The sequence below is a fragment of the Enterobacter sp. 148H3 genome (assembly GCF_034107425.1).
Lineage (GTDB): Bacteria > Pseudomonadota > Gammaproteobacteria > Enterobacterales > Enterobacteriaceae > Enterobacter > Enterobacter vonholyi.
Genome location: NZ_JAWNEI010000002.1, coordinates 318,922 through 343,101 on the forward strand (window position 1 = coordinate 318,922; position 24,180 = coordinate 343,101).

Annotated in this window: 24 protein-coding genes; 18 read left to right on the forward strand and 6 right to left on the reverse strand. The window is 57.3% G+C overall.

Annotated features, from left to right (window positions below):
* Nucleotides 1-13: 13 nt before the first annotated feature.
* Nucleotides 14-1,183, reverse strand: coding sequence for a M20 aminoacylase family protein (locus USH94_RS03725; RefSeq protein ID WP_111965446.1), 1,170 nt, complete (start codon nucleotides 1,181-1,183; stop codon nucleotides 14-16).
* A 171-nt stretch (nucleotides 1,184-1,354) separates the two neighbouring features.
* On the opposite strand from USH94_RS03725, the gene USH94_RS03730 reads away from it, so the two are divergent.
* Nucleotides 1,355-3,703 carry a helix-turn-helix domain-containing protein gene (locus USH94_RS03730; protein ID WP_111965447.1) on the forward strand — a complete coding sequence of 783 codons (2,349 nt, stop codon included), beginning with the start codon at nucleotides 1,355-1,357 and terminating at the stop codon, nucleotides 3,701-3,703.
* Here the strand turns inward: USH94_RS03730 and queD are convergent.
* Entirely contained in the window at nucleotides 3,688-4,050 is a 363-nt protein-coding gene (gene queD, locus USH94_RS03735) for a 6-carboxytetrahydropterin synthase QueD (protein WP_111965448.1), read from the reverse strand. The genes USH94_RS03730 and queD overlap by 16 nt on opposite strands.
* A 306-nt stretch (nucleotides 4,051-4,356) precedes the next feature.
* Here queD and cysJ point away from each other — a divergent pair, with 306 nt between their 5' ends.
* Genes cysJ through cysH form a run of 3 tightly spaced genes read left to right on the forward strand, consistent with a single transcriptional unit; the run spans nucleotide 4,357 to nucleotide 8,624 of the window.
* Nucleotides 4,357-6,162, forward strand: coding sequence for an NADPH-dependent assimilatory sulfite reductase flavoprotein subunit (cysJ, locus tag USH94_RS03740; protein WP_111965449.1), 1,806 nt, complete (start codon nucleotides 4,357-4,359; stop codon nucleotides 6,160-6,162).
* Nucleotides 6,162-7,874: an assimilatory sulfite reductase (NADPH) hemoprotein subunit gene (cysI, locus tag USH94_RS03745; protein WP_008499617.1), complete on the forward strand. Its 1,713-nt coding sequence runs from the start codon at nucleotides 6,162-6,164 to the stop codon at nucleotides 7,872-7,874. Before cysJ ends, cysI begins: the two co-directional genes overlap by 1 nt.
* A 15-nt stretch (nucleotides 7,875-7,889) precedes the next feature.
* The gene (cysH, locus tag USH94_RS03750; RefSeq protein ID WP_111965450.1) at nucleotides 7,890-8,624 is read left to right on the forward strand and encodes a phosphoadenosine phosphosulfate reductase; all 735 of its coding nucleotides are present in this window, start codon (nucleotides 7,890-7,892) and stop codon (nucleotides 8,622-8,624) included.
* A 71-nt stretch (nucleotides 8,625-8,695) separates the two neighbouring features.
* Here cysH and USH94_RS03755 read toward each other — a convergent pair whose 3' ends face one another.
* The gene (locus tag USH94_RS03755) at nucleotides 8,696-9,739 is read right to left on the reverse strand and encodes an aminopeptidase (protein ID WP_111965451.1); all 1,044 of its coding nucleotides are present in this window, start codon (nucleotides 9,737-9,739) and stop codon (nucleotides 8,696-8,698) included.
* A gap of 246 nt (nucleotides 9,740-9,985) precedes the next feature.
* On the opposite strand from USH94_RS03755, the gene cysG reads away from it, so the two are divergent.
* The 13 genes from cysG (at nucleotide 9,986) to rpoS (ending at nucleotide 21,065) form a co-directional block, all read left to right on the forward strand.
* Nucleotides 9,986-11,335, forward strand: coding sequence for a siroheme synthase CysG (cysG, locus tag USH94_RS03760; protein ID WP_181574044.1), 1,350 nt, complete (start codon nucleotides 9,986-9,988; stop codon nucleotides 11,333-11,335).
* Between the two features lie 9 nt (nucleotides 11,336-11,344).
* Nucleotides 11,345-12,253: a sulfate adenylyltransferase subunit CysD gene (gene cysD / locus USH94_RS03765; RefSeq protein ID WP_008499613.1), complete on the forward strand. Its 909-nt coding sequence runs from the start codon at nucleotides 11,345-11,347 to the stop codon at nucleotides 12,251-12,253.
* Between the two features lie 9 nt (nucleotides 12,254-12,262).
* Entirely contained in the window at nucleotides 12,263-13,687 is a 1,425-nt protein-coding gene (gene cysN / locus USH94_RS03770) for a sulfate adenylyltransferase subunit CysN (RefSeq protein WP_111965453.1), read from the forward strand.
* Nucleotides 13,687-14,292 carry an adenylyl-sulfate kinase gene (gene cysC, locus USH94_RS03775; RefSeq protein ID WP_111965454.1) on the forward strand — a complete coding sequence of 202 codons (606 nt, stop codon included), beginning with the start codon at nucleotides 13,687-13,689 and terminating at the stop codon, nucleotides 14,290-14,292. The genes cysN and cysC overlap by 1 nt, the downstream gene beginning before the upstream one ends.
* A gap of 58 nt (nucleotides 14,293-14,350) precedes the next feature.
* Nucleotides 14,351-14,677 carry a DUF3561 family protein gene (locus tag USH94_RS03780; RefSeq protein ID WP_008499610.1) on the forward strand — a complete coding sequence of 109 codons (327 nt, stop codon included), beginning with the start codon at nucleotides 14,351-14,353 and terminating at the stop codon, nucleotides 14,675-14,677.
* Between the two features lie 166 nt (nucleotides 14,678-14,843).
* On the forward strand, nucleotides 14,844-15,155 hold the full coding sequence (ftsB, locus tag USH94_RS03785; protein ID WP_008499609.1) for a cell division protein FtsB: 312 nt from the start codon (nucleotides 14,844-14,846) through the stop codon (nucleotides 15,153-15,155).
* A gap of 19 nt (nucleotides 15,156-15,174) precedes the next feature.
* Nucleotides 15,175-15,885, forward strand: coding sequence for a 2-C-methyl-D-erythritol 4-phosphate cytidylyltransferase (gene ispD, locus USH94_RS03790; protein WP_111965455.1), 711 nt, complete (start codon nucleotides 15,175-15,177; stop codon nucleotides 15,883-15,885).
* Nucleotides 15,885-16,364 carry a 2-C-methyl-D-erythritol 2,4-cyclodiphosphate synthase gene (ispF, locus tag USH94_RS03795; RefSeq protein ID WP_111965456.1) on the forward strand — a complete coding sequence of 160 codons (480 nt, stop codon included), beginning with the start codon at nucleotides 15,885-15,887 and terminating at the stop codon, nucleotides 16,362-16,364. Before ispD ends, ispF begins: the two co-directional genes overlap by 1 nt.
* Entirely contained in the window at nucleotides 16,361-17,410 is a 1,050-nt protein-coding gene (truD, locus tag USH94_RS03800) for a tRNA pseudouridine(13) synthase TruD (protein ID WP_111965457.1), read from the forward strand. Before ispF ends, truD begins: the two co-directional genes overlap by 4 nt.
* Complete coding sequence (gene surE, locus USH94_RS03805; protein WP_111965458.1) at nucleotides 17,391-18,152, forward strand: 5'/3'-nucleotidase SurE; 762 nt, start codon at nucleotides 17,391-17,393, stop codon at nucleotides 18,150-18,152. The genes truD and surE overlap by 20 nt, the downstream gene beginning before the upstream one ends.
* Nucleotides 18,146-18,772 (forward strand): protein-L-isoaspartate(D-aspartate) O-methyltransferase, encoded by a 627-nt coding sequence (locus USH94_RS03810; RefSeq protein ID WP_111965459.1) that lies wholly within the window; start codon nucleotides 18,146-18,148, stop codon nucleotides 18,770-18,772. The genes surE and USH94_RS03810 overlap by 7 nt, the downstream gene beginning before the upstream one ends.
* A 116-nt stretch (nucleotides 18,773-18,888) precedes the next feature.
* Nucleotides 18,889-20,013: a murein hydrolase activator NlpD gene (gene nlpD / locus USH94_RS03815; RefSeq protein WP_111965460.1), complete on the forward strand. Its 1,125-nt coding sequence runs from the start codon at nucleotides 18,889-18,891 to the stop codon at nucleotides 20,011-20,013.
* A gap of 59 nt (nucleotides 20,014-20,072) precedes the next feature.
* Nucleotides 20,073-21,065, forward strand: a complete 993-nt coding sequence (gene rpoS, locus USH94_RS03820) for an RNA polymerase sigma factor RpoS (RefSeq protein WP_008499600.1) — start codon at nucleotides 20,073-20,075, stop codon at nucleotides 21,063-21,065.
* Between the two features lie 52 nt (nucleotides 21,066-21,117).
* On the opposite strand, the gene USH94_RS03825 is transcribed toward rpoS, so the two are convergent.
* Both USH94_RS03825 and USH94_RS03830 read right to left on the reverse strand, forming a co-directional pair.
* Nucleotides 21,118-21,498, reverse strand: coding sequence for a DUF4440 domain-containing protein (locus USH94_RS03825; protein WP_111965461.1), 381 nt, complete (start codon nucleotides 21,496-21,498; stop codon nucleotides 21,118-21,120).
* The gene (locus tag USH94_RS03830; RefSeq protein WP_111965462.1) at nucleotides 21,495-22,697 is read right to left on the reverse strand and encodes an MFS transporter; all 1,203 of its coding nucleotides are present in this window, start codon (nucleotides 22,695-22,697) and stop codon (nucleotides 21,495-21,497) included. Before USH94_RS03830 ends, USH94_RS03825 begins: the two co-directional genes overlap by 4 nt.
* Nucleotides 22,698-22,805: 108 nt before the next feature.
* Here USH94_RS03830 and USH94_RS03835 point away from each other — a divergent pair, with 108 nt between their 5' ends.
* Nucleotides 22,806-23,693 (forward strand): LysR family transcriptional regulator, encoded by an 888-nt coding sequence (locus tag USH94_RS03835; protein ID WP_111965463.1) that lies wholly within the window; start codon nucleotides 22,806-22,808, stop codon nucleotides 23,691-23,693.
* On the opposite strand, the gene USH94_RS03840 is transcribed toward USH94_RS03835, so the two are convergent.
* Entirely contained in the window at nucleotides 23,690-24,097 is a 408-nt protein-coding gene (locus tag USH94_RS03840) for a MarR family winged helix-turn-helix transcriptional regulator (RefSeq protein WP_111965464.1), read from the reverse strand. The two genes, USH94_RS03835 and USH94_RS03840, sit on opposite strands and share 4 nt — an antisense overlap.
* Nucleotides 24,098-24,180 lie beyond the last annotated feature (83 nt).

Here is a 24,180-nt window from a genome sequence, read left to right on the forward strand (position 1 = left end):
GGGTTGGTGCGAATCAGCGCAGATAGTGCTCGGTCAACGCACTCCAGAGTGCCGCGCCGGTAAGCAGAAGCTTGTCGTTAAAGTCGTAGCCTGGGTTATGCACCATGCAGCGCTCCGGCTCATCGCCCGCGCCGAGGGTGAAGTAACAGCCGTTGGGGTTTTTCTCGAGCATGAACGCAAAATCTTCGCTTCCCATAAAGGCATTCACCGACGTGACGGCATCCTGACCGAACAGGTCGGTCGCCACCGTGCGCACCATATCATTGGCCTGCGGGCTATTGCGCAGCACCGGGCTGCCGTTCACATGACGAATCGTGGCCGTGGCGTTGAAGCTTTCAGCCTGTGCCACGGCAATGTCGTGGATTCGCTGCAGGACGGTTTGACGCACCGCTTCGTCCAGCGTGCGCACGGTCAGCTTCATTAATACCTTATCGTTGATAATATTCGGGGCATGTCCCGCCTGGATGCTGCCCACGGTTACGACGACCGGCTGGAATGGGGTGATATTCCTCGACACAATCGACTGCAGGGCGAGGGTGATATGGCAGGCAACCAGCGTGGCATCAACGGTGTGTTCCGGAACGGCGCCGTGACCCCCTACGCCGTTCACTTCAATATGAACGGTGTCAGAGGAGGCCATCATGGCGCCATCGCGCAGGCCAATTTTCCCAAGCGGCTGGGAGGGCATGTTGTGCAGGCCAAAAATATGGTCGCAGGGGAATTGTTCAAACAGGCCATCTTCAACCATGACGCGCCCGCCATACAGCAGCTCTTCGGCTGGCTGAAAAATCAGATGCAGCGTGCCGCTAAAGTTGCGGCTTCGGGCCAGATACTCTGCGGCATAAAGCAGGGTAGTGGTGTGGCCATCGTGCCCGCAGCCGTGAAATTTACCTTCAACCGTGCTGCTCCACGTTTTGCCGCTATTTTCCTGCATCGGCAGCGCATCCATATCGGCGCGCAGGCCCAGACGTTTGCTGCCGTTTCCTACCTTCAGGGTGCCGACTACCCCGGTTTTGGCCATTCCCCGGTGGACCTCATAGCCCCACTGCTCCAGGAGTGACGCGACGCGGTCGCTGGTTTTGTGCTCCTCGAAGCCTGTTTCGGGATGTCGGTGAAACTCGCGGCGTAATTCAGTGAACTGAGCCTCGGAGCCTCGCAGCGCGTCAACAATTGGATGTGTCATTTTTGTTATCCTTTTCCTGCCAAATGGTGTTAGTTTCGAGTTTATGTCGATCGCATTGCCGGAAAATGTCCTTTTTTGTTGTAAATCGACGCCTTTTTTCTGATTGTTTTTCATATGATTCGGTTATGACAAAAAAGAGTGCGTCATTTTTTGTCTTCGTGGAGGGGGCGAATGGAACATCGTGGAAATGAGTTTGCGATAGCCGTTGAGGACATTCGCCTGTTCGCGCAGGATGAAGGCGATTTGCTGACGATACTGTGGGTGCTGGAAGGGCAAGCTGAACTGCAAACCGAGGCGGGACAAGAAAGGGTCCCGACAAATGGCCTTGTAGTGATAAACCGCCATCAGCGATGGAGGCTTATCAGCCAGAACGCGAATGTGACTCTGCGTGTCGTTCTATCCGGACGCTGGGTAATCCAGCTGTACAATGATTTTTTTGCCCATGATTATGCGGTTCCGGAGGAGTCAGGCGGGCGCTGGCCGCAGTGTGACGAGCTTCGGCACCTGCTGCGCCAGCTGCTGGTGGTGACGCTGGTCAACGATCCGCATCGCTACCGGCTGGAGGCGAATCGCTGGCTGAGCGAGATCCTGCTGCTGCTGATTGGTCGCTTTCAGCAGCCCGTCCGCCAGAAACCCCGGAACCAGCACGCCAACGTAAGCAAGCGCATCGCCCGTGTACTGGAGCGGATCGACGCCAGCTACACCCGCCGCATTACGTTGGCCGAAATCGCAGAGAGTGAGTTCGTCTCAGAAGCGTGGCTCTCTCGTCTCTTTCGAAAAGAGACGGGAGCCAGTTTTATGCAGTACATCACTGCCCTGCGGCTGGAAAAAGCGGCTGACGCCCTGTGTCTCACCAGCCGCCCTCTGCATCAGATTGCGCTGGAGAATGGATTTGCCAGCACACGTATGATGACCGATAGTTTCCAGCGCTATCACAATATGTCTCCGGGTGAGTTTCGTAAGGCCGGGCGCCATCGTCCCCTTGCGTTCCGCCCGCGCACGACCGTGGATGAACAGCGTTTCCCTGTTGCGGTGGATACGTTATTTAGCCTGCTTAACGACGCGGAGACCCGCGGTTGGGAACCCTCGCCGCTAACCTACTCCCCCTGTCAGGAGCGGATACTGGATGTGCAGCAGCTTTATCCGCTCTCTTCCGCGCTGCGCCGCACGCGGCTGGTCATCACCCTGCGCGAGCTAGACGATTTGCTGCGGGAGGATGTTCGTCGGCATCTGGAGGCGCTACACGAGGCGATCCCGATTGAGGGTATTGATATCGCCGAACCTTTTCTCAGCAGCCGTCTGTTCGCTACGGGGTGGGACGATCCCCAAATGGCGGGCTACGCCTGTTGGTATCATCTGCAGCAATTGTTTACCTGGGTGGCGAAAAAAGGCTGGACGGTCCTGCTGCACACGGGGGTCACTACCCGATGCGATCTCCTGACGCGCTTTTTGCAGCTTTCGGTTAACCGATTTTTGCCCGACATTACCGCTGGCTGGCACGTCGTCATGCACTGGTCTCCCCAGGCAAACGAGGAAACCCAGGAGCACGCCTGGCGGGCGCAGCGGGCGGCGCTGAGGGCCTACCTTCCGCAGGCAAAATTTGGGGTGTGGCATCGCTTCTCCCCCGATGGTAGCGAGCTGAGCGGTGACGCGCTGTTCCGTTCTGACATTCTGGACGAGGCTGATTTCCTCGCATGTCCGGCAGATGCCAACGAGCTGCTCGATCTGGCGCAGCTGGATCCCGCGCATCTTTCCTCGTCTGAAAATTACCCGGTGCTAAAGGTCCGCCAGATCCTCGCCGCCCTTCGCCAGCGGCAGCGGACGCTGCCGGTATGGTTACTCTCGTGGAATACTCTTACGGGGAATACGCGGGCGACCAACGGCTGGTTTTTTCGCGGTGCGCTGTTGATGCAGAATCTGCTCGGGCTTTCAGAACAGGTATGGCTGGCGGGATTCTGGCTTAATTCTGGTTTACAGGGGGAAGCGAGGGCGAACAACACCCTCGATACATCGAGCCTTGCGCTTCAATATAATCACGGCCTTCCACGGCCCATCTATTGGGTACTCTGGCTGTGGCAGCGTCTGCGGGGAGAGATGCTCGTTAACGACAAGAGCGTGCTGCTGCTCCGCCATCAGGGGCGATATCAGCTGCTGTTGCGTAACGTGGTGGTCTTCAATCCTCTGCTCTCCAGCGAGGAGGCTTTTATTCAGCGTTTTCGCCAGCAGTATCATCTTGAGCTGCGAGGAATGCGCGGTCACTGGCGCATAAAGAGACATTTGTTCGATCGGCACAACGGTGCGCTCTATCCGTTGCTTGAAGAAGTACACAGCGACAGCGGGCCTGATGAGGAGATGTGGCGCTGGATTGCGCACAAAGCGCGCCCAACGCTTTCCTTACGCGATGAACGGCTTTATGACGGCTGGCAAATTACAGAATCGCTGGAAAGTAACGCGCTTGTGCTCTATGAGTTCACGCCGCTAAACGTGCGTGGGGAAGAGGAGAATCACTCCCCGCGATAGATGCAGCCCGCGGTGCAGGTCTCTTTGATCATCACCGCGCTTAGCAGCGGTACCAGCGGCTTCATCTGATCCCAAATCCATTTTGCCAGCACTTCGCTGGTCGGGTTTTCAAGGCCCGGGATCTCATTCAGGTAGTAGTGATCCAGACGATCGTAGGTCGGCTTAAACGCCGCCTTCAGCTCGGCAAAATCCATGATCCAACCGGTATGCGGATCAACTTCACCGGTGATCTCAAGACGCACCATGAACGAATGCCCGTGCAGACGGCCACATTTATGTCCTTCAGGGACATGCGGAAGGTGGTGGGCGGCTTCGAAGGTGAAATCTTTAAACAGTGTGGTGGACATGATCGCTCTCAGTAATGCGGAAAAAACCGCCGCATAGTACCGGAAAGCACAATTTTTAGCATTAACTAAAACGGCTCAATAGGTACTGAGCCGCTAAATGTCCAGTTTTTGTTAATTTTATTATTATATTTCAATAGGTTAATTAATCGCTTTTACTGTTAAGAACGATAAGTAAAACAGGTTAGTCCATTTGGTTATTTATTATTTCCATCCCTTCTTTAATTGTTATTATCCTCGCCGTTAACCTTATCTTCAGTTTGGATTTATTCGCTTAAAGTCCGCTTGGCTACTGGAACATAACGACGCATGACAACACAGGCCCCACCTTCAAATTTGCTTCCCCTGAACCCGGAGCAACTGGCGCGCCTTCAGGCTGCCACCTCTGATTTTTCTCCCACTCAGCTTGCCTGGGTCTCCGGTTATTTCTGGGGAATGCTCAATCAGCAGCCTGGCGCTGTGGCGGGTGCACCGGCTACGGCCGTTGAGATTCCGGCCATTACCCTGATTTCCGCCTCGCAGACGGGCAACGCCCGCCGCGTGGCCGAAGCGCTGCGCGACGACCTGCTGGCCGCTAAACTGAACGTGAACCTGGTCAACGCCGGGGATTATAAATTCAAGCAAATCGCGTCGGAAAAACTGCTGGTGGTGGTCGCCTCTACGCAGGGTGAAGGTGAACCAGCTGAAGAAGCGGTGGCGCTGCATAAGTTCCTGTTCTCGAAAAAAGCGCCGAAGCTGGATGGGACGGCGTTTGCCGTCTTTGGCCTGGGCGATACCTCCTATGAATTCTTCTGCCAGTCCGGCAAAGACTTCGACAGCAAGCTGGCGGAGCTGGGCGCGGAGCGTCTGCTGGACCGCGTTGATGCGGATGTCGAATACCAGACCGCCGCCGCTGAATGGCGTGCCCGCATCGTTGAAGTGCTAAAAGCGCGCGTGCCGAAAGAGACCTCGACGCAGGCCGCGTTCACCGCGACGGGTGCTGTTAACGACATCCACACCAGCCCGTACACCAAAGAGGCGCCGCTGACGGCGAGCCTGTCGGTGAACCAGAAAATTACCGGCCGCGACTCAGAAAAAGACGTGCGTCATATCGAAATCGATTTAGGCGACTCGGGGCTGCGCTATCAGCCTGGCGATGCGCTGGGCGTCTGGTATCAGAACGATCCGGCGCTGGTGAAAGAGCTGGTTGAGCTGCTGTGGCTGAAAGGCGACGAGCCTGTCACCGTCGACGGCAAATCGCTGCCGTTATCCGAGGCGCTGCAGTGGCATTTCGAACTGACGGTGAACACCCCGAATATCGTCGAAAATTATGCCACCTTAACGCGCAGCGAATCTCTGCTGCCGCTGGTGGGCGACAAGGCGCAGCTGCAGCATTACGCCGCGACGACGCCGATTGTCGATATGGTGCGTTTCTCTCCGGCTCAGCTGCATGCCGATGCGCTGATCGGCCTGCTGCGTCCGCTAACCCCGCGCCTGTACTCCATCGCCTCTTCGCAGGCCGAAGTGGAGAGTGAAGTGCATGTTACCGTCGGCGTGGTGCGCTACGACATCGAAGGCCGCGCGCGCGCGGGTGGGGCGTCGAGCTTCCTGGCCGATCGCGTGGAAGAAGAGGGCGAAGTGCGCGTCTTTATCGAGCACAACGATAACTTCCGCCTGCCGGCAAACCCGGAAACACCGGTCATCATGATTGGCCCGGGCACCGGCATTGCGCCGTTCCGCGCCTTCATGCAGCAGCGCGCGGCAGACGGCGCGTCTGGTAAGAACTGGCTGTTCTTCGGCAATCCGCACTTTACCGAAGATTTCCTCTACCAGGTTGAGTGGCAGCGCTATGTGAAAGAAGGCGTACTGACCCGCATCGATCTGGCCTGGTCCCGCGACCAGAAAGAAAAAGTATACGTACAAGACAAACTGCGCGAACAGGGCGCAGAGCTGTGGCGCTGGATCAATGACGGTGCCCACATTTATGTCTGCGGCGACGCCAATCGCATGGCGAAAGACGTTGAGCAGGCACTGCTGGAAGTGATTGCCGAATTCGGCGGTATGGATGCCGAAACGGCGGATGAATTTTTAAGTGAGCTGCGCGTTGAGCGCCGTTATCAGCGAGATGTCTACTAATGAGCGAAAAACATCCAGGGCCACTGGTGGTCGAAGGTAAACTGACAGACGCCGAGCGCATGAAGCTGGAAAGCAACTATCTGCGCGGCACCATTGCTGAAGATCTGAATGACGGTCTCACCGGCGGTTTTAAAGGCGACAACTTCCTGCTGATCCGCTTCCACGGCATGTACCAGCAGGACGACCGCGACATCCGCGCCGAGCGTGCCGAGCAGAAGCTGGAGCCGCGTCACGCGATGCTGCTGCGCTGCCGTCTGCCGGGCGGGGTGATCACCACCAAGCAGTGGCAGGCGATCGACAAGTTTGCCGGTGAAAACACGATCTACGGCAGCATTCGTCTAACCAACCGTCAGACCTTCCAGTTCCACGGCATTCTGAAGAAGAACGTTAAGCCGGTGCACCAGATGCTGCACTCGGTCGGGCTGGACGCGCTGGCGACCGCCAACGACATGAACCGTAACGTGCTCTGCACCTCGAACCCGTATGAGTCCGAGCTGCACGCCGAAGCCTACGAGTGGGCGAAGAAGATCTCTGAGCACCTGCTGCCGCGTACGCGCGCCTATGCCGAGATTTGGCTCGATCAGGAAAAAGTCGCGACCACCGACGAAGAACCGATCCTTGGCCAGACCTACCTGCCGCGCAAGTTTAAAACCACGGTAGTGATCCCGCCGCAGAACGATATCGACCTGCACGCCAACGACATGAACTTCGTGGCGATAGCCGAAAACGGCAAGCTGGTGGGCTTTAACCTGCTGGTGGGCGGCGGCCTGTCCATCGAACATGGTAACAAGAAAACCTACGCCCGTACCGCGAGCGAGTTCGGCTTCCTGCCGCTCGAGCATACGCTGGCCGTGGCGGAAGCGGTGGTGACGACCCAGCGCGACTGGGGTAACCGTACCGATCGTAAAAACGCGAAAACCAAATACACCCTGGAGCGCGTGGGCGTGGAGACGTTCAAAGCGGAAGTGGAGCGTCGTGCGGGCATCAAATTTGAGCCGATCCGCCCTTACGAATTCACCGGTCGCGGCGATCGCATTGGCTGGGTAAAAGGCATCGACAATAAATGGCACCTGACGCTGTTTATTGAAAACGGCCGTATTCTGGATTATCCGGGACGTCCGCTGAAAACCGGTCTGCTGGAAATTGCGAAGATCCACAAAGGTGAGTTCCGCATTACCGCTAACCAGAACCTGATTATTGCCGGCGTGCCGGAAAGCCAGAAGGCGAAGATCGAGAAGCTGGCGCGCGAACACGGGTTAATGGATGCGGTTAAGCCGCAGCGTGAAAACTCGATGGCCTGCGTATCGTTCCCGACCTGCCCGCTGGCGATGGCCGAAGCGGAACGTTTCCTGCCGTCGTTTACCGACAAAGTGGAAGCGATTCTGGAAAAACACGGCATTCCGGACGAGCATATTGTTATGCGCGTCACCGGTTGTCCGAACGGCTGTGGTCGCGCGATGCTGGCCGAGCTTGGTCTGGTGGGGAAAGCGCCGGGGCGCTATAACCTGCATCTGGGCGGTAACCGTATCGGCACGCGCATTCCGCGCATGTTCCGCGAGAACATCACCGAGCCGGAAATTCTTGATTCCATCGACGAGCTTGTCGGGCGCTGGGCGAAAGAGCGCGAAGCGGGTGAAGGCTTCGGCGACTTTACGGTGCGTGCGGGCATCATTCGCCCGGTGCTCGATCCCGCAAGGGATTTCTGGGAGTAACCACGAGAGGTAACTATGTCCGAACTCGATCTAAACGCCCTTAATGACCTGCCAAAAGTCGAACGTATTCTGGCGCTGGCAGAAACCAATGCTCACCTTGAAAAGCTGGACGCCGAAGGGCGCGTGGCGTGGGCGCTGGAAAACCTGCCGGGAGAATATGTGCTCTCGTCGAGCTTTGGTATTCAGGCGGCGGTCAGCCTGCATCTGGTGAATCAGATCCGTCCGGACATTCCGGTGATCCTCACCGATACCGGCTACCTGTTCCCGGAAACCTACCAGTTTATTGACGAGCTGACGGACAAGCTCAAGCTGAACCTTAAGGTCTACCGCGCGACGGAAAGCGCGGCCTGGCAGGAGGCGCGCTACGGTAAGCTGTGGGAACAGGGCGTTGAGGGCATTGAGAAATACAATGAGATCAACAAGGTCGAGCCGATGAACCGGGCGCTGAAAGAGCTTAATGCTCAGACGTGGTTTGCGGGCCTGCGCCGCGAGCAGTCCGGCAGCCGGGCAACCTTACCGGTGCTGGCGGTGCAGCGCGGCGTGTTTAAAGTGCTGCCGATTATCGACTGGGATAACCGGACGGTGTACCAGTATCTGCAAAAACACGGGCTGAAGTACCATCCGCTGTGGGATCAGGGCTATCTGTCAGTGGGGGATACCCACACCACGCGTAAGTGGGAACCGGGAATGGCGGAAGAAGAGACGCGATTCTTCGGGCTGAAGCGCGAGTGCGGGCTGCACGAAGGGTGATCCTTTATCCACCCTCTCCCTGTGGGAGAGGGTTGGGGTGAGGGCATCAGGCCCCGCTATACTTAAAAACCTCAGGCTTTCCCCGCTTTCGCCAGCTCCTTCACCAGCGGCAACATCACCTTCACTATATCACGGCTGCGGTGTTCAATCCGCTGCGGCAGCGCGCGATCGATGTGCTGCTGATTATCCAGCATCACGTTGTGCCAGCTTGTCCCGTCCGGGAAGGCTTTCGATTTAGCCCGCTGCTGGTAGCCATCTTTTTTGCCCAGCGCCCAGTTTGTCGCTTCCACATACAGCACAGGAATGCCCGCCTTATCGAACACTTCCCCGTCGTTGCAGCAGCCTGTTCCTCGCGGATAATCCGGGTTACCGCCGGGATTGCTGGTGGCATAAACGCCATGGCTGCGGGCAATCGCCAGCGCACGGTCGCGCGTCAGTTTTCGCACGGTACCCGGTGTACTCTGCCCGCTGTTGAAATAGAGCTTGTCGCCGACGATCAGGTTGTCGAGGTTGATCACCAGCAGCGTATTTTTCTTCTCCTCGGCGCTCATGCGTTTAAGGAGATTCTCAGCGCCGAGTTTGCCCTCTTCTTCACCGCTGGTGGCAACAAAACGAATGCCATATTGGGTGGGAATATCTTTCATCCGCTCGGCCAGTTCGAGCATCACGCCCAGGCCTGCAGCGTTGTCGTCCATGCCCTGCAGCGTCAGCCCGCCGAGGTTGTTATCCGTGTCGGCATCGCTCATCGGAGCGTAGGTATCAAGGTGCGCCATAATAATAATTTGCTCTTTTGCGCTGCCTTCGTGGGCCGCAATTACCGTACTGCCGGTCACGTTATGCCAGTTTTTCGTTTTATTTCGCGAGGTATAGACGTAGCGGCTGTGAAACGACCGGATGTCGCTCTGGTAACCCATCTCAGCAAACTGCTGGCGAAGATAGTCCGCGGAGAGCATTTCCGCAGGCGAACCGGTCATGCGGCCAGGGAAAACGGTGGCAATATGCCGCGCCTGCATATTGGCGATTTCACCATAAGGTTGGTTTTTTGCCTGAGCAGGAAGAATAAAGCAAACGCCGAGCGCCAGGGCAGCAATACGGTGGCGCGTTGCGGAAAACATAGTGAGTCCTTAAAAACAGAGCAAAATAATAACCCGCCTAGTATGAAACTGTGATCGTCCATACACAATTTGAATTGCTCTTAAATGCCCGAAATTTCGCGCGTTAAGCACTTTTTGGTATTAGCATTTTCACGGCGTTATTCCATTGAGTAACTACTCATTCCAATTCGTAATTTCATTCGGTCTAAGCCGCCCCCTATAGTCCCTCTATTCCTCGTTGTTAGTGAGTTGTTGCCTGTGGACTATCTGCCCTTATTTGCTGCGATTAAAGAGAAACCGGTGCTGGTTGTTGGCACGGGTGAAATCGCCGATCGCAAAATCGCGTTTCTGCAGCGCGCAGGGGCCCAGGTGCAGGTCGTTGCAGAGGCAGATTTTCACGAGTCACAAATCGACAGCGTGGTGCTGGTTATTGCGGCGACCGAAGATCGTGAACTGAACCGGCGGATCTCCGACGCCGCGCAGGCCCGTTATCGCCTTGTGAACGTGGTGGACGACCAGCCGTTGTGCTCGTTTATCTTTCCGTCGATCGTTGACCGTTCGCCGCTGCTGGTGGCGATCTCCTCTGGCGGTACCGCACCGGTGCTGGCGCGCGTGCTGCGTGAAAAAATCGAAGCGCTGCTGCCGACCAGCCTCGGGCGCATGGCGGAGAAAGCCAGCTACTGGCGTAACCACCTGAAAACCCGCCTGACCAGCGTGACTGAACGCCGTCGCTTCTGGGAACGCGTGTTTCGCGGCCGCTTCGCCAGCCTGATGCATGCCGGCAATGAAACGGCTGCGCAGAAAATCCTCGAGGATGAACTGGATAACCCCGGCAGCACGGGCGGGGAGATCATCCTGGTAGGCGCGGGGCCTGGCGATGCCGGGCTCCTGACGCTGCGCGGCCTGCAGGTGCTGCAGGACGCGGACGTCGTGTTCTACGACCATCTGGTCACCGACGGCGTGCGCGAGCTGATCCGTCGCGACGCGGAGCAAATCTGCGTGGGCAAACGGGCAGGCGAGCACTCGGTGCCGCAGCACGACACCAACCAGATGCTGGTTGACGCTGCCAAAGCGGGCAAAACCGTGGTGCGCCTGAAGGGGGGCGACCCGTTCATTTTCGGACGCGGCGGCGAAGAGCTGCAGGCGGCAGCCGAAGCGGGCGTGCCGTTCCAGGTGGTGCCCGGCATCACAGCGGCCTCTGCGGTGACGGCCTACGCCGGTATTCCGCTGACCCATCGCGATTACGCCCAGAGCGTCACCTTTGTGACCGGCCACTACAAGGCCGACAGTACGCCGTTTGACTGGTCGCATCTCGCCCAGAGCCGCCAGACGCTGGCGATATACATGGGCACGATGAAGGCGGCGGACATCAGCGAACAGCTTATTCAGCACGGTCGCGAGGCGACGACGCCCGTTGCCGTCATTTCTCGCGGCACGCGCGTCGATCAGCACGTTGCGACGGGCACGCTGGAACATCTTGCAACCCTGGCGAAAGACGCCCCTATGCCCGCCCTGATAGTGGTGGGTGAAGTGGTGCAGCTGCACAGCACGCTCGCCTGGTTCCAACACACAACCGATACAGAAGGCTTTGGTTCTTCTGTTGTAAATTTGGCTTAAGGAACGGTTATGGACCAAAAACGTCTTACACACCTGCGGCAGCTTGAAGCGGAGAGTATCCATATCATCCGCGAAGTGGCCGCCGAGTTTTCTAACCCGGTGATGATGTACTCCATCGGTAAAGATTCCAGCGTCATGCTGCATCTGGCGCGTAAAGCGTTTTATCCGGGCACGCTGCCGTTCCCGCTGCTGCACGTGGACACCGGCTGGAAGTTCCGCGAGATGTACGAATTCCGCGACCGAACCGCGAAAGCCTACGGTTGCGAGCTGTTGGTGCATAAAAACCCGGAAGGGGTGGCGATGGGCATTAACCCGTTCGTGCACGGCAGCGCCAAACACACCGATATCATGAAGACCGAAGGGCTAAAGCAGGCGCTGAATAAATACGGTTTTGACGCGGCCTTCGGCGGCGCGCGCCGTGACGAAGAGAAATCCCGCGCCAAAGAGCGTATCTACTCCTTCCGCGACCGCTTCCACCGCTGGGACCCAAAAAACCAGCGCCCGGAGCTGTGGCACAACTACAACGGTCAGATCAACAAGGGCGAAAGCATCCGCGTCTTCCCGCTCTCCAACTGGACCGAGCTGGATATCTGGCAGTACATCTATCTGGAAAACATCGAAATCGTTCCGCTGTACCTGGCCGCCGAGCGCCCTGTGCTGGAGCGTGACGGCATGCTGATGATGATCGACGACGATCGCATCGACCTGCAGCCGGGTGAAGTGATCAAAAAACAGATGGTGCGTTTCCGCACCCTCGGCTGCTGGCCGCTGACCGGCGCGGTGGAATCCAACGCCCAGACGCTGCCGGAGATCATCGAAGAGATGCTGGTGTCGACCACCAGCGAGCGACAGGGGCGCGTGATTGACCGCGACCAGGCAGGCTCCATGGAGCTGAAGAAACGTCAGGGTTATTTCTAAGGAGCCGCCATGAATACCACTATTGCTCAACAAATTGCCAACGAAGGCGGCGTGGAAGCGTATCTGCACGCGCAACAACACAAAAGCCTGCTGCGTTTTCTGACCTGCGGCAGCGTGGATGACGGGAAAAGTACCCTGATTGGCCGCCTGCTGCACGATACGCGCCAGATTTACGAAGATCAGCTCTCTTCCCTGCATAACGACAGTAAACGTCACGGCACCCAGGGTGAAAAACTCGACCTGGCGCTGCTGGTGGATGGCCTGCAGGCGGAGCGCGAGCAGGGCATCACGATTGACGTGGCCTACCGCTACTTCTCTACCGAGAAGCGCAAATTTATTATCGCCGACACCCCGGGGCACGAACAGTACACCCGCAATATGGCGACCGGCGCGTCGACCTGCGACCTGGCGATCCTGCTGATGGACGCGCGTAAAGGCGTGCTGGATCAGACCCGTCGCCACAGCTTTATCTCGACGCTGCTGGGGATCAAACACCTGGTGGTGGCGGTCAACAAGATGGATCTGGTGAACTTCAGCGAAGAAAAATTCGAGGAGATCCGCCAGAGCTATCTGACCTTTGCTGAACAGCTGCCGGGCAACCTGGATATCCGCTTTGTGCCGCTCTCGGCGCTGGAAGGGGATAACGTCGCGTCCCAAAGCGCGAACATGCCGTGGTACAGCGGCCCGACGCTGCTGGAAGTGCTGGAAACGGTTGAAATTCAGCGCGTGGTCGACACTCAGCCGATGCGCTTCCCGGTGCAATACGTGAACCGTCCTAACCTCGATTTCCGCGGTTTCTCCGGCACCCTTGCGTCAGGCTCCGTAAAGGTCGGTCAGCGCGTCAAGGTGCTGCCATCCGGCGTGGAATCGACCATCGCACGCATCGTCACCTTCGACGGTGACCTGCAGGACGCAGGCGCCGGTGAAGCGGTTACGCTGGTGCTGAAAGACGAGATTGATATCAGCCGGGGCGATCTTCTGGTAGACGCGCAGGAAACGCTGGCGGCGGTACAGGGCGCGTCCGTTGATGTGGTGTGGATGGCCGAACAGCCGCTGACCGCTGGCCAGAGCTATGACATCAAAATTGCCGGCAAGAAAACCCGCGCCCGCGTGGACGGCATTCAGTTCCAGGTGGATATCAACAACCTGACCCAGCGTGACGTCACTGAGCTGCCGCTGAACGGCATTGGTCTGGTCGATCTGACCTTCGACGAACCGCTGGTTTTGGATCCGTATCAGCAAAATCCGGTGACGGGCGGGCTTATCTTTATTGACCGCCTGACGAACGTCACCGTCGGCGCGGGGATGGTCCGTGAGCCAAACGAACAGGCGTCCGCGGCTTCAGAATTCAGCGCCTTCGAGCTGGAGCTGAACGCGCTGGTGCGTAAACACTTCCCGCACTGGGGCGCGCGCGATCTGCTGGGAGGCAAGTAATGGCTGCCCATGATGAGAACGTCGTCTGGCATCCTCATCCGGTCACCGTTGCCCAGCGCGAACAGCTCCACGGTCACCGTGGGGTTGTGCTGTGGTTTACCGGGCTGTCCGGCTCGGGTAAATCGACGGTGGCGGGCGCGCTGGAAGAGGCATTGCATCAGCATGGCGTAAGCACGTACCTGCTGGATGGCGACAACGTGCGCCATGGCCTGTGTAGCGATTTAGGGTTCAGCGACGACGACCGCAAAGAGAACATCCGCCGGGTGGGCGAAGTGGCCAGCCTGATGGCCGACGCCGGGCTGGTGGTGCTGACCGCGTTTATCTCTCCGCACCGCGCCGAGCGCCAGATGGTGCGCGAACGCGTCGGTCAGGATCGCTTTATCGAGGTGTTTGTCGATACGCCGCTGGAGATTTGCGAAGCGCGCGACCCGAAAGGGCTATACAAAAAAGCGCGTGCCGGAGAATTGCGCAACTTCACCGGAATTGACGCGGTATACGAAGCGCCTGAATCGCCTGAAATTCACCTGGAAGGTCAACAATTGGTAACAAATTTAGTAAGCCAATTATTAGACCTGCTCAGACGGGACGATATTATCAGATCCTGAGACGGTATCGTTCGGGAGCTGTCTTCCCGAACGATGAGTCACGGTCACAGGACTAGCTATGCGCAACAGTGAACATTACATCACCACCACCGGGTCGGAGCCGCTTGCGACCGACGACGAAACGACCTGGTCATTTCCTGGGGCCATCATTGGCTTCGTCTCATGGCTGCTGGCGCTGGGTATCCCGTTTCTCATCTACGGCGGTAACACGCTGTTCTTCTTTCTCTACACCTGGCCTTTCTTTCTGGCGCTAATGCCCGTGGCGGTTGTCGTCGGCATTGCGCTGCACTCGCTGCTCAACGGTAAGCTCCTCTACAGCACCGTGGTCACGATTGTGACGGTGGTTCTGATGTTTGGTCTGTTATTTTTGTGGCTCATGGGCTAACTTCAGCCATAATTCAAACCGTAACCAACTGTGTAACGATATTGTGCAGGACGATTCTGCGGAAAAAATGTGGTACATTTGCCCGCGATGTTGCGGCATCTCTGTTACCCCGGCGTAGTGCTCTGGGGAAGTCTTGGGATGATGATGCCGTTTTTCAGGGGGCAGGATGGGTAAACTAACGCTGCTGTTGCTGGCTTTGCTAATCTGGCTGCAATATTCGCTGTGGTTCGGTAAGAACGGACTGCACGACTATAGCCGGGTGAGCGATGACGTCGCGGCTCAGCAGGCAACAAACGCCAAACTTAAGGCGCGAAACGATCAACTCTTTGCTGAAATTGATGACCTCAATGGCGGGCAAGAGGCGATTGAGGAACGCGCACGCAATGAACTCAGTATGACTAAGCCGGGCGAAACCTTTTATCGTCTGGTTCCGGATGCGTCTAAACGCAATCAGGGCTCAGCACAAAATAATCGATAATCAGGCCCAGGATTACGACATGGCAGTAACTTTTTCGGACGTATGCGCCGTGGTGCCGGCCGCAGGTTTTGGCCGGCGCATGCAGACAGAATGTCCCAAGCAGTACCTCTCTATTGGCGATAAAACGATCCTGGAGCACGCCGTGGCGGCGCTGCTGGCGCACCCGCGGGTGACGCGGGTGATCATCGCTATCAGCCCGGGCGATGCGCGCTTCGCGCAGCTCCCGCTGGCAAATCATCCACAGATTACCGTTGTCGATGGCGGTGCAGAGCGCGCCGATTCCGTGCTGGCAGGCATTCAGGCTGCCGGAAACGCCCCGTGGGTACTGGTCCATGACGCGGCGCGTCCGTGCCTGCACCAGGACGACCTTGCGCGCCTGCTGTCGCTGAGCGAAACCAGCAAAGTGGGCGGCATTCTGGCTGCCCCCGTGCGCGACACCATGAAGCGCGCCGAGCCGGGCAAACGGGCTATCGCCCACACCGTCGAACGCGTCGATCTATGGCACGCGCTGACGCCGCAATTTTTCCCCCGCGAATTACTCCACGACTGCTTAACGCGCGCGCTTAACGAAGGTGCGACCATCACGGACGAAGCCTCTGCGCTGGAGTACTGCGGTTTCCATCCTGAGCTTGTTGAAGGACGTGCTGATAATATTAAAGTGACGCGTCCGGAAGATTTACAGCTCGCGGAATTTTATCTTACCCGTTCGACCCATCAGGAGAAGGCATAATGCGAATTGGACACGGTTTTGATGTACACGCCTTTGGCGGCGAAGGCCCAATTATCATTGGCGGCGTGCGCATTCCTTATGAAAAAGGGCTGCTGGCGCATTCTGATGGCGACGTGGCGCTGCATGCGCTGACCGACGCGCTGCTGGGCGCGGCCGCACTGGGTGATATCGGCAAGCTGTTCCCGGACACCGATCCGGCGTTTAAAGGGGCGGACAGCCGTGAACTGCTGCGCGAAGCGTGGCGCCGCATCCAGGCGAAAGGCTACACCCTTGGCAACGTCGACGTGACGATTATCGCTCAGGCCCCAAAAATGCTGCCGCACATTCCGCAGATGCGCGTGTTTATTGCAGAAGATCTGGGCTGCCATATGGACGACGTGAACGTCAAAGCGACGACGACCGAGAAGCTGGGCTTCACCGGGCGTGGCGAAGGTATTGCCTGTGAAGCCGTGGCGCTGCTGATGAAGGCAAGCAAATGACAGACTTCGACAACCTGACATACCTGCACGGTAAACCGCAGGGGAACGGGGTGCTGAAAGCCAGCCCGGAAGATTTCCTCGTGGTCGAGGATCTGGGCTTTGAGCCGGATGGCGAAGGCGAACATATCCTGGTGCGTATTCTGAAAAATGGCTGCAATACCCGCTTTGTGGCCGACGCGCTGGCAAAATTTCTCAAAATTCATGCCCGCGAAGTGAGCTTTGCCGGGCAGAAAGATAAACACGCCGTCACCGAACAGTGGCTCTGCGCGCGCGTTCCCGGCAATGCGATGCCTGATTTAAGCAAATTTGAGCTTGAGGGTTGTAAGGTACTGGAATATGCCCGCCACAAGCGCAAACTACGTCTGGGGGCGTTGAAAGGCAACGCGTTTACGTTGGTGCTGCGCGAAGTGTCCCACCGCGAAGACGTTGAAAAACGTCTGAACGCCATCAGCGACCGCGGCGTACCGAACTACTTTGGCGCGCAGCGCTTTGGCATCGGCGGCAGCAACCTGCAGGGCGCGCTGCGCTGGGCGCAAAGCGATGCGCCGGTACGTGACAGGAATAAACGCAGTTTTTGGTTGTCGGCGGCCCGCAGCGCGTTGTTTAATCAGATTGTGAGCGAAAGGCTGAAAAAACCGGACGCGAATCAAGTTGTTGTTGGCGATGCGCTACAATTAGCGGGACGCGGAAGCTGGTTTGTGGCAACGGCCGAAGAGATGGCTGATGTGCAGTCGCGCGTGGACGCAAAAGCGCTGATGATTACCGCCGCGTTGCCCGGTACGGGCGACTGGGGAACACAGGGCGACGCGCTGGCCGCCGAGCAGTCAGCCGTAGCGGACGCGCCAGAATTGCAATCCTTGCTGGTGCGGGAAAAAGTTGAAGCGGCACGCCGCGCGATGCTGCTTTATCCGCAGCAGTTAAGCTGGAACTGGTGGGATGACGTGACCGTCGAGTTACGCTTCTGGCTGCCGGCAGGTAGCTTTGCCACCAGTGTTGTCAGGGAACTTATCAACACCTCGGGTGATTATGCGAATATTGCTGAGTAACGATGACGGTATCCACGCGCCAGGCATTCAGACCCTGGCGAAACACCTCCGCGAATTTGCGGACGTGCAGGTCGTGGCGCCCGATCGTAACCGCAGTGGAGCGTCTAACTCTCTGACGCTGGAGTCGTCGCTTCGCACCTTTACCTTTGATAATGGCGATATTGCCGTGCAGATGGGCACGCCAACCGACTGCGTTTTTCTGGGCGTGAACGCGCTGATGCGGCCGCGTCCGGATATCGTCGTCTCTGGCATCAACGCCGGGCCTAACCTCGGCGATGACGTGATTTACTCCGGCACCGTGGCGGCCGCAATGGAAGGGCGCCATCTGGGGTTTCCGGCGCTGGCGGTCTCGTTAAATGGCCACACGCACTACGACACCGCTGCCGTGGTAACCTGTTCGATCCTGCGGGCGCTCGGTCGCGAGCCGCTGCGTACCGGGCGCATTCTTAATATCAACGTGCCGGATCTTCCTCTTGATGAAATTAAAGGCATCCGCGTCACCCGTTGCGGGAGCCGACATCCTGCCGATCAGGTGATCCCGCAGCAGGATCCTCGCGGTAACACGCTTTACTGGATTGGCCCTCCCGGCGACAAGTGCGATGCGGGTCCGGATACCGACTTTGCCGCCGTGGATGAAGGCTATGTTTCGGTTACTCCGCTGCACGTAGATTTAACCGCGTATAGCGCGCATGATGTGGTGTCGGGCTGGCTGGATCGCGCAGGAGTGAACGCGCAATGGTAAACAAACGTGTACAAACTCTTCTGGAACAACTCCGCGCGCAGGGGATCAGCGACGAGCACGTGCTCGAAGCGCTCGCCCTGGTTCCGCGTGAAAAATTTGTAGACGAGGCGTTTGAACACAAAGCGTGGGAAAACGTGGCGCTGCCCATCGGACAGGGCCAGACGATTTCGCAGCCTTACATGGTGGCTCGCATGACGGAGCTGCTGGAGCTGACGCCCGACTCCCGCGTGCTGGAGATTGGCACCGGGTCGGGGTATCAGACCGCGATCCTGGCGCATCTGGTTCATCACGTATGCTCCGTTGAGCGGATCAAAGGTTTACAGTGGCAGGCGCGGCGTCGCCTGAAACAACTTGATTTACATAATGTTTCGACACGACACGGTGATGGATGGCAGGGTTGGAAGGCGCGCGCCCCGTTTGACGCGATCATCGTGACGGCTGCCCCGCCTGAAATTCCTGCAGCTCTGTTGTCGCAGCTGGATGAGGGGGGCATTCTGGTTCTGCCTGTCGGGGACGAGCAGCAGCTGTTGAAGCGCGTTCGTCGGCGCGGCGGCGAGTTTATTATCGACACCGTGGAAGCCGTGCGCTTTGTGCCTCTGGTGAAGGGGGAGTTGGCCTGAGACTCGGAATTATCCAGGGTTATTAAGGCAAATTCAGCGTATGGTGTGGCGCGAAAGATTCGTGCCATCACGGTAAATTTTAAGTCACTGGTAGTTAACACATTCCTGGGGGATAAATGAGCGCGGGAAGCCCTAAATTCACCATCAGCCGTGTTGCGGCATTATCACTGGTTTCGCTCTGGCTGGCAGGCTGTACAAGTTCAAACAACGCGCCTGCGCCCGTGAGTTCCGTCGGAGGAAACAGCGGCTCCGGTAACACGTCCAGCGGAATGTTAATCACGCCGCCACCTAAAATGGGGACGGCTGCACCGCAGCAAACACCACAAATTCAGCCTGTGCAACATCCTGTTACACAGCCAGTGCAGGTTCAGCCAGTTGAACAACCTGTTCAGACCCAAAATGGCCGCATAGTCTATAACCGCCAGTATGGGAACATTCCGAAAGGCAGCTACACCGGTGGCAGCACCTATACCGTGAAACGCGGCGATACCCTGTTCTACATTGCGTGGATCACCGGGAACGATTTCCGTGACCTCGCGCAGCGCAATAACGTCCAGGCCCCATATGGTCTGGAAGTCGGGCAAACGCTCCAGGTGGGCAACGCGACGGGGACGCCGCTTACGCCTGGCAACACCGTTTCAGCGGCCGATGTAACAGCTCAAAATAACAGCGTTAAGCCTGCACAAAAATCCACCACGGTGGTTGCTTCACAACCTGTAATTACGTATTCTGAGGATTCAGGTGATCAGACTGCTAACAAAATGTTGCCGAATAATAAAGGGACTGCGACTGTTGTCACAGCACCGGTAACGGCACCTGTGGTTAGCTCTACTGAACCGACTGCCAGCAGTATGACCTCCAGTTCGCCAATCTCTGCATGGCGCTGGCCAACTGACGGCAAGGTTATCGAAAACTTCTCTTCCTCCGAAGGGGGAAATAAAGGGATCGATATCGCAGGGAGTAAAGGACAGGCTATCATCGCGACCGCAGATGGGCGCGTTGTGTATGCCGGTAACGCTCTGCGCGGTTACGGTAATCTTATTATCATCAAACATAACGATGATTACCTGAGTGCCTACGCCCATAACGACACAATGCTGGTCCGGGAACAACAAGAAGTTAAGGCGGGGCAAAAAATCGCTACCATGGGTAGCACCGGAACCAGTTCTACACGCTTGCATTTTGAAATTCGTTACAAGGGGAAATCCGTAAACCCGCTGCAGTACTTGCCGCAGCGATAATTTGACGGGGCATGCCAGCCAGGGTGTCTCGTTCAGGGATCACGGGTAGGAGCCACCTTATGAGTCAGAATACGCTGAAAGTTCATGATTTAAATGAAGACGCGGAATTTGATGAGAACGGAGTAGAGGCTTTTGACGAAAAAGCCTTAGTAGAAGAGGAACCCAGTGATAACGATTTGGCTGAAGAAGAGCTGTTATCGCAGGGTGCCACACAGCGTGTACTGGACGCGACTCAGCTTTACCTTGGGGAGATTGGTTACTCCCCACTGTTAACGGCCGAAGAAGAAGTCTATTTCGCACGTCGTGCTTTGCGTGGTGATGTTGCCTCGCGTCGTCGCATGATTGAAAGTAACCTGCGACTGGTCGTGAAAATTGCCCGCCGTTACGGCAATCGTGGTCTGGCTCTGCTGGATCTGATTGAAGAGGGCAACTTAGGTCTCATCCGCGCAGTTGAGAAATTTGACCCGGAACGCGGGTTCCGTTTCTCAACCTACGCGACCTGGTGGATTCGTCAGACCATCGAACGGGCTATTATGAACCAGACCCGTACGATCCGACTGCCGATACACATCGTCAAAGAGTTGAACGTTTATCTGCGCACCGCGCGCGAGTTGTCCCATAAACTGGACCACGAGCCAAGCGCAGAAGAAATTGCCGAGCAACTCGATAAACCGGTTGATGACGTAAGCCGCATGCTGCGTCTCAACGAGCGCATTACCTCTGTTGACACCCCGCTGGGTGGCGACTCCGAAAAAGCGCTGCTGGACATCCTGGCCGATGAAAAAGATAACGGTCCGGAAGACACCACGCAGGACGATGACATGAAACAGAGCATCGTCAAATGGCTGTTTGAACTGAACGCCAAACAGCGTGAAGTGCTGGCACGTCGTTTCGGTTTACTGGGGTATGAAGCTGCGACACTGGAAGACGTCGGCCGCGAAATTGGCCTGACCCGTGAACGTGTTCGTCAGATTCAGGTTGAAGGTCTGCGCCGCCTGCGTGAAATCCTGCAGGGGCAAGGTCTGAATATCGAAGCGCTGTTCCGCGAATAAGCAACCTTTCGTCAAAAAAGGCCCGTCGTGAGACGGGCCTTTTTCTTTTGTGTCACGGCTGTGCCGCCGTTTCGTGCAGCAGACGCCACGTTATTTTGTCGCCTTCCTGACTGAGCACCGCGGTCGACCAGCGCACGTTGACGGGCAGGTCTGGCCGGGTTTGCGTCTCCCGGTAGTGAAGCACTGCACCCCGATCGCCGCTCTGGATCGTGGTTAATTCGTCAATGACGATTTTCAGTCCGGGACGGCTTCCGCGCTGTTTTTCCAGAAAACTGGCCAGGCCGTTATAGTCGATCTGTACACCACCCGGCGGGATCATCAGAAAATCGCGACGGAAACGAGCGAGCAGGGCGTCGGGATCGCCTTCACCTTTGCCTAACCAGTCTTCAAGCGCAATGTGGAGGTCGATAATGTCGTGTTCGAAAGGCGTCATGAATTCTCCTGTCGCAGCTGATTTAGCACCTGCGTATTGTTAAGACGAAAAACGTACGGTACAGGCAGCAAGGTCATGCCTGCAGCAAAAATAAACATCCCGTGCCAGGCGGCGAGTGGTGTCAGCCACGCCTGCGCCAGGTTCAGCACCTGCGCAAGCAGCAGGGCACCGGCAAAAAAACTCAGCTGACGATTGAGATTCCACAGCGCGCTGGCATCCGGCATCTCGTCCCGGCGCGTTGCCAGAAACGCGCTGCTCTGAGCTGTACTGCTGCACAGGCTTCCTCCCGCGCCCATCAGGGTAAACGCGACGGCAGGCAACAGCATTGACGAGCTGACGTCAATCAAAAGCAGAATACCCGCCGCCTGCAAAAGGCAGCCGATGACTATCAGCGGTCGGGGGCCGATACGGTTAAAATAACGTCCCGTCGTCGTGATGGCGATAAACGATGCTACAGACCACGGCAGCATGAGTATTCCCGTTGCGGCTGGGCTCATGTTCACCTCGTGCTGAAGATAAAACATGCCCGTGACGTTCACCCCAATAAATATGCCGGGGACGCAAAAATAGACAAGCATGGAAAAACGCAAAAGCGGGTCCGCGAGCAAGGGCAGGTTTAGCAATCTGGCCGCGTTCATTGTGGGTTTTTCATGTTTAAGCCACAGACAGGCCAGAACAAAGGTCACGATAGCCACCGGGAGCGTGGCGAAAAAGATCCATCGCCAGCCCAGCGTCTGCACCAGCACGCCGCCGATAGCCGGGGAGCAGGCCGGGGCAAGCAACGCAACCAGCATCACTACCGAGGAGAGTCGGGCCCGCTCGTGAGGCCTGAACTGTTGCCAGGTCAGCGCCTGTCCGACGGGGATCAGTAAGCCCCCTCCCATGCCCTGAAGCACTCGCCAGGCAATCAGAGTTTCCAGCGTTGCAGACAGGCCCGCTGCAGCTGAGGCTGCGCTGAACAGAAAAAGCGAAAGCAGGATGACGCGCTTTGGCCCGATGCGGCGAGTGAGCACGCTGCTGAACGGGATCGCCAGCGTCAGACCGGCAATATACCCGTTACTGACCCAGGCAAGCGCTGATGGCGTGGCAGTAAAGGCGTGAGCCATTGCCGGAAAGGCGACGCTGGCAATGAACATGTTGATCAAATCAAGAAAAAAGCCCAGCAGATAGACAACGGCAACTTTGCTGCGATACGTCATGGTGGATCCTCCGGTGAGGTGGCGTATCGTATCGGCTCGGGAATCACGGATAAACCTGACAAAGCGCGATATACTGTCAAAATTATTTTGACAATATAAGGCGTAATGATGATTAACCTACAGCGAACGCAGATGTTTATCGCAGTGGCCGACACCGGCAGTTTTACGGCGGCCGCAGAGGCGATGGGGCTGACAAAAGCGGTGGTTAGCTTCAATATCCGCCAGCTTGAAGATGAGCTGGGCGTTACGCTGCTGCTGCGCTCCACCCGCCGCTTGACGCTAACCGAGGCGGGCGCGCTTTTTCATCAGCGCAGCGTGGCGCTTCTGAAGGAAGCCGAACGGCTGCAGGATGATGTCCGCGCGAATCATGCGGGACTTACCGGTGAACTGCGGATCACGACCACGCCTGAATATGGCTCCCGGGTCGTGGTGCCGCTGCTGGCCAGGTTTAGCCAGCAGCACCCCGATCTTCGCGTCCGACACGTTTCGTCGTCACTGCATGCTGACCTTATCTCGGAGCGCTTTGACGTGGCCATCCGGCTGGGGACGCTTGCCGATTCGCGCAACCACGCCGCACTGATTTCTCACTTTTCTATTCTCCCCGTCGCGACGCCCGAGTGGCTTGCGAGAAACCCTATCGAATCGATTGCGCAGCTGGCGCAGGCCGACTGGATTATTCATGAGCGCCTGGCCTCACCGCTGCGCTGGCAGGTGAAAAATGCCAGCGGCGCGCCTGAAACGCTCGAGATAAAAAAAGCGCCGCGCCTGTTTGCCGACAGCGCTCAGGCCCTTATGGCTTTTGCGCTCGCAGGAGGTGGGGTGGCGTTACTGCCGGAATGGCTGGTACGCGATGCGCTTAGTGCGGGAACGCTGGTGACGGTTTTACCGGAGTATACCTTTGCGCGGCAAGGCATCTATGCGGTCTATCCTGATGCCCGGCATGTGCCAGCGAAAGTGCGCACCTTTATCGATTTTATGCGCACCAGCGTGAATTAATCGTGCATCATCTTTTTGATGAGAGCCGAGAACTGCTCCCGCTCGACCTTGTTAAGACGGCCTAAAAAGGCCTCATCAACCTCATTGCCTACCGGCTTACAGTCTGCAAGCAGGGCCTCACCTTCTGGCGTGAGGAAGACAAAGCGACGGCGCTTATCTGCAGGGTCGTGCTCGCGTTTGACCAGCCCGCGCGCCTCCATGCGGCTGAGCATTTCCGCCAGGGTCGCTTTGGTGCTGACCGCGACCTCGGTCAATGCCACCTGTTCAATGCCCGGATGCTCGGCAATGGAGCGCATCACCGCATACTGCGGCTTGGTCAGCTCCGGCAATGCATGTTGCCACCGTGCAGTATGCTGTTGAAAAAGCTGACGTAACAGGTGGAACGCCTCTTGTCTTAGTTCCATGAACACTCCGACAGAAAAAATCACCCCCTATGATAGCTGCTAAAGCCCGGGATGATAATGCGGCATTTTTTAGCATTTAGTGT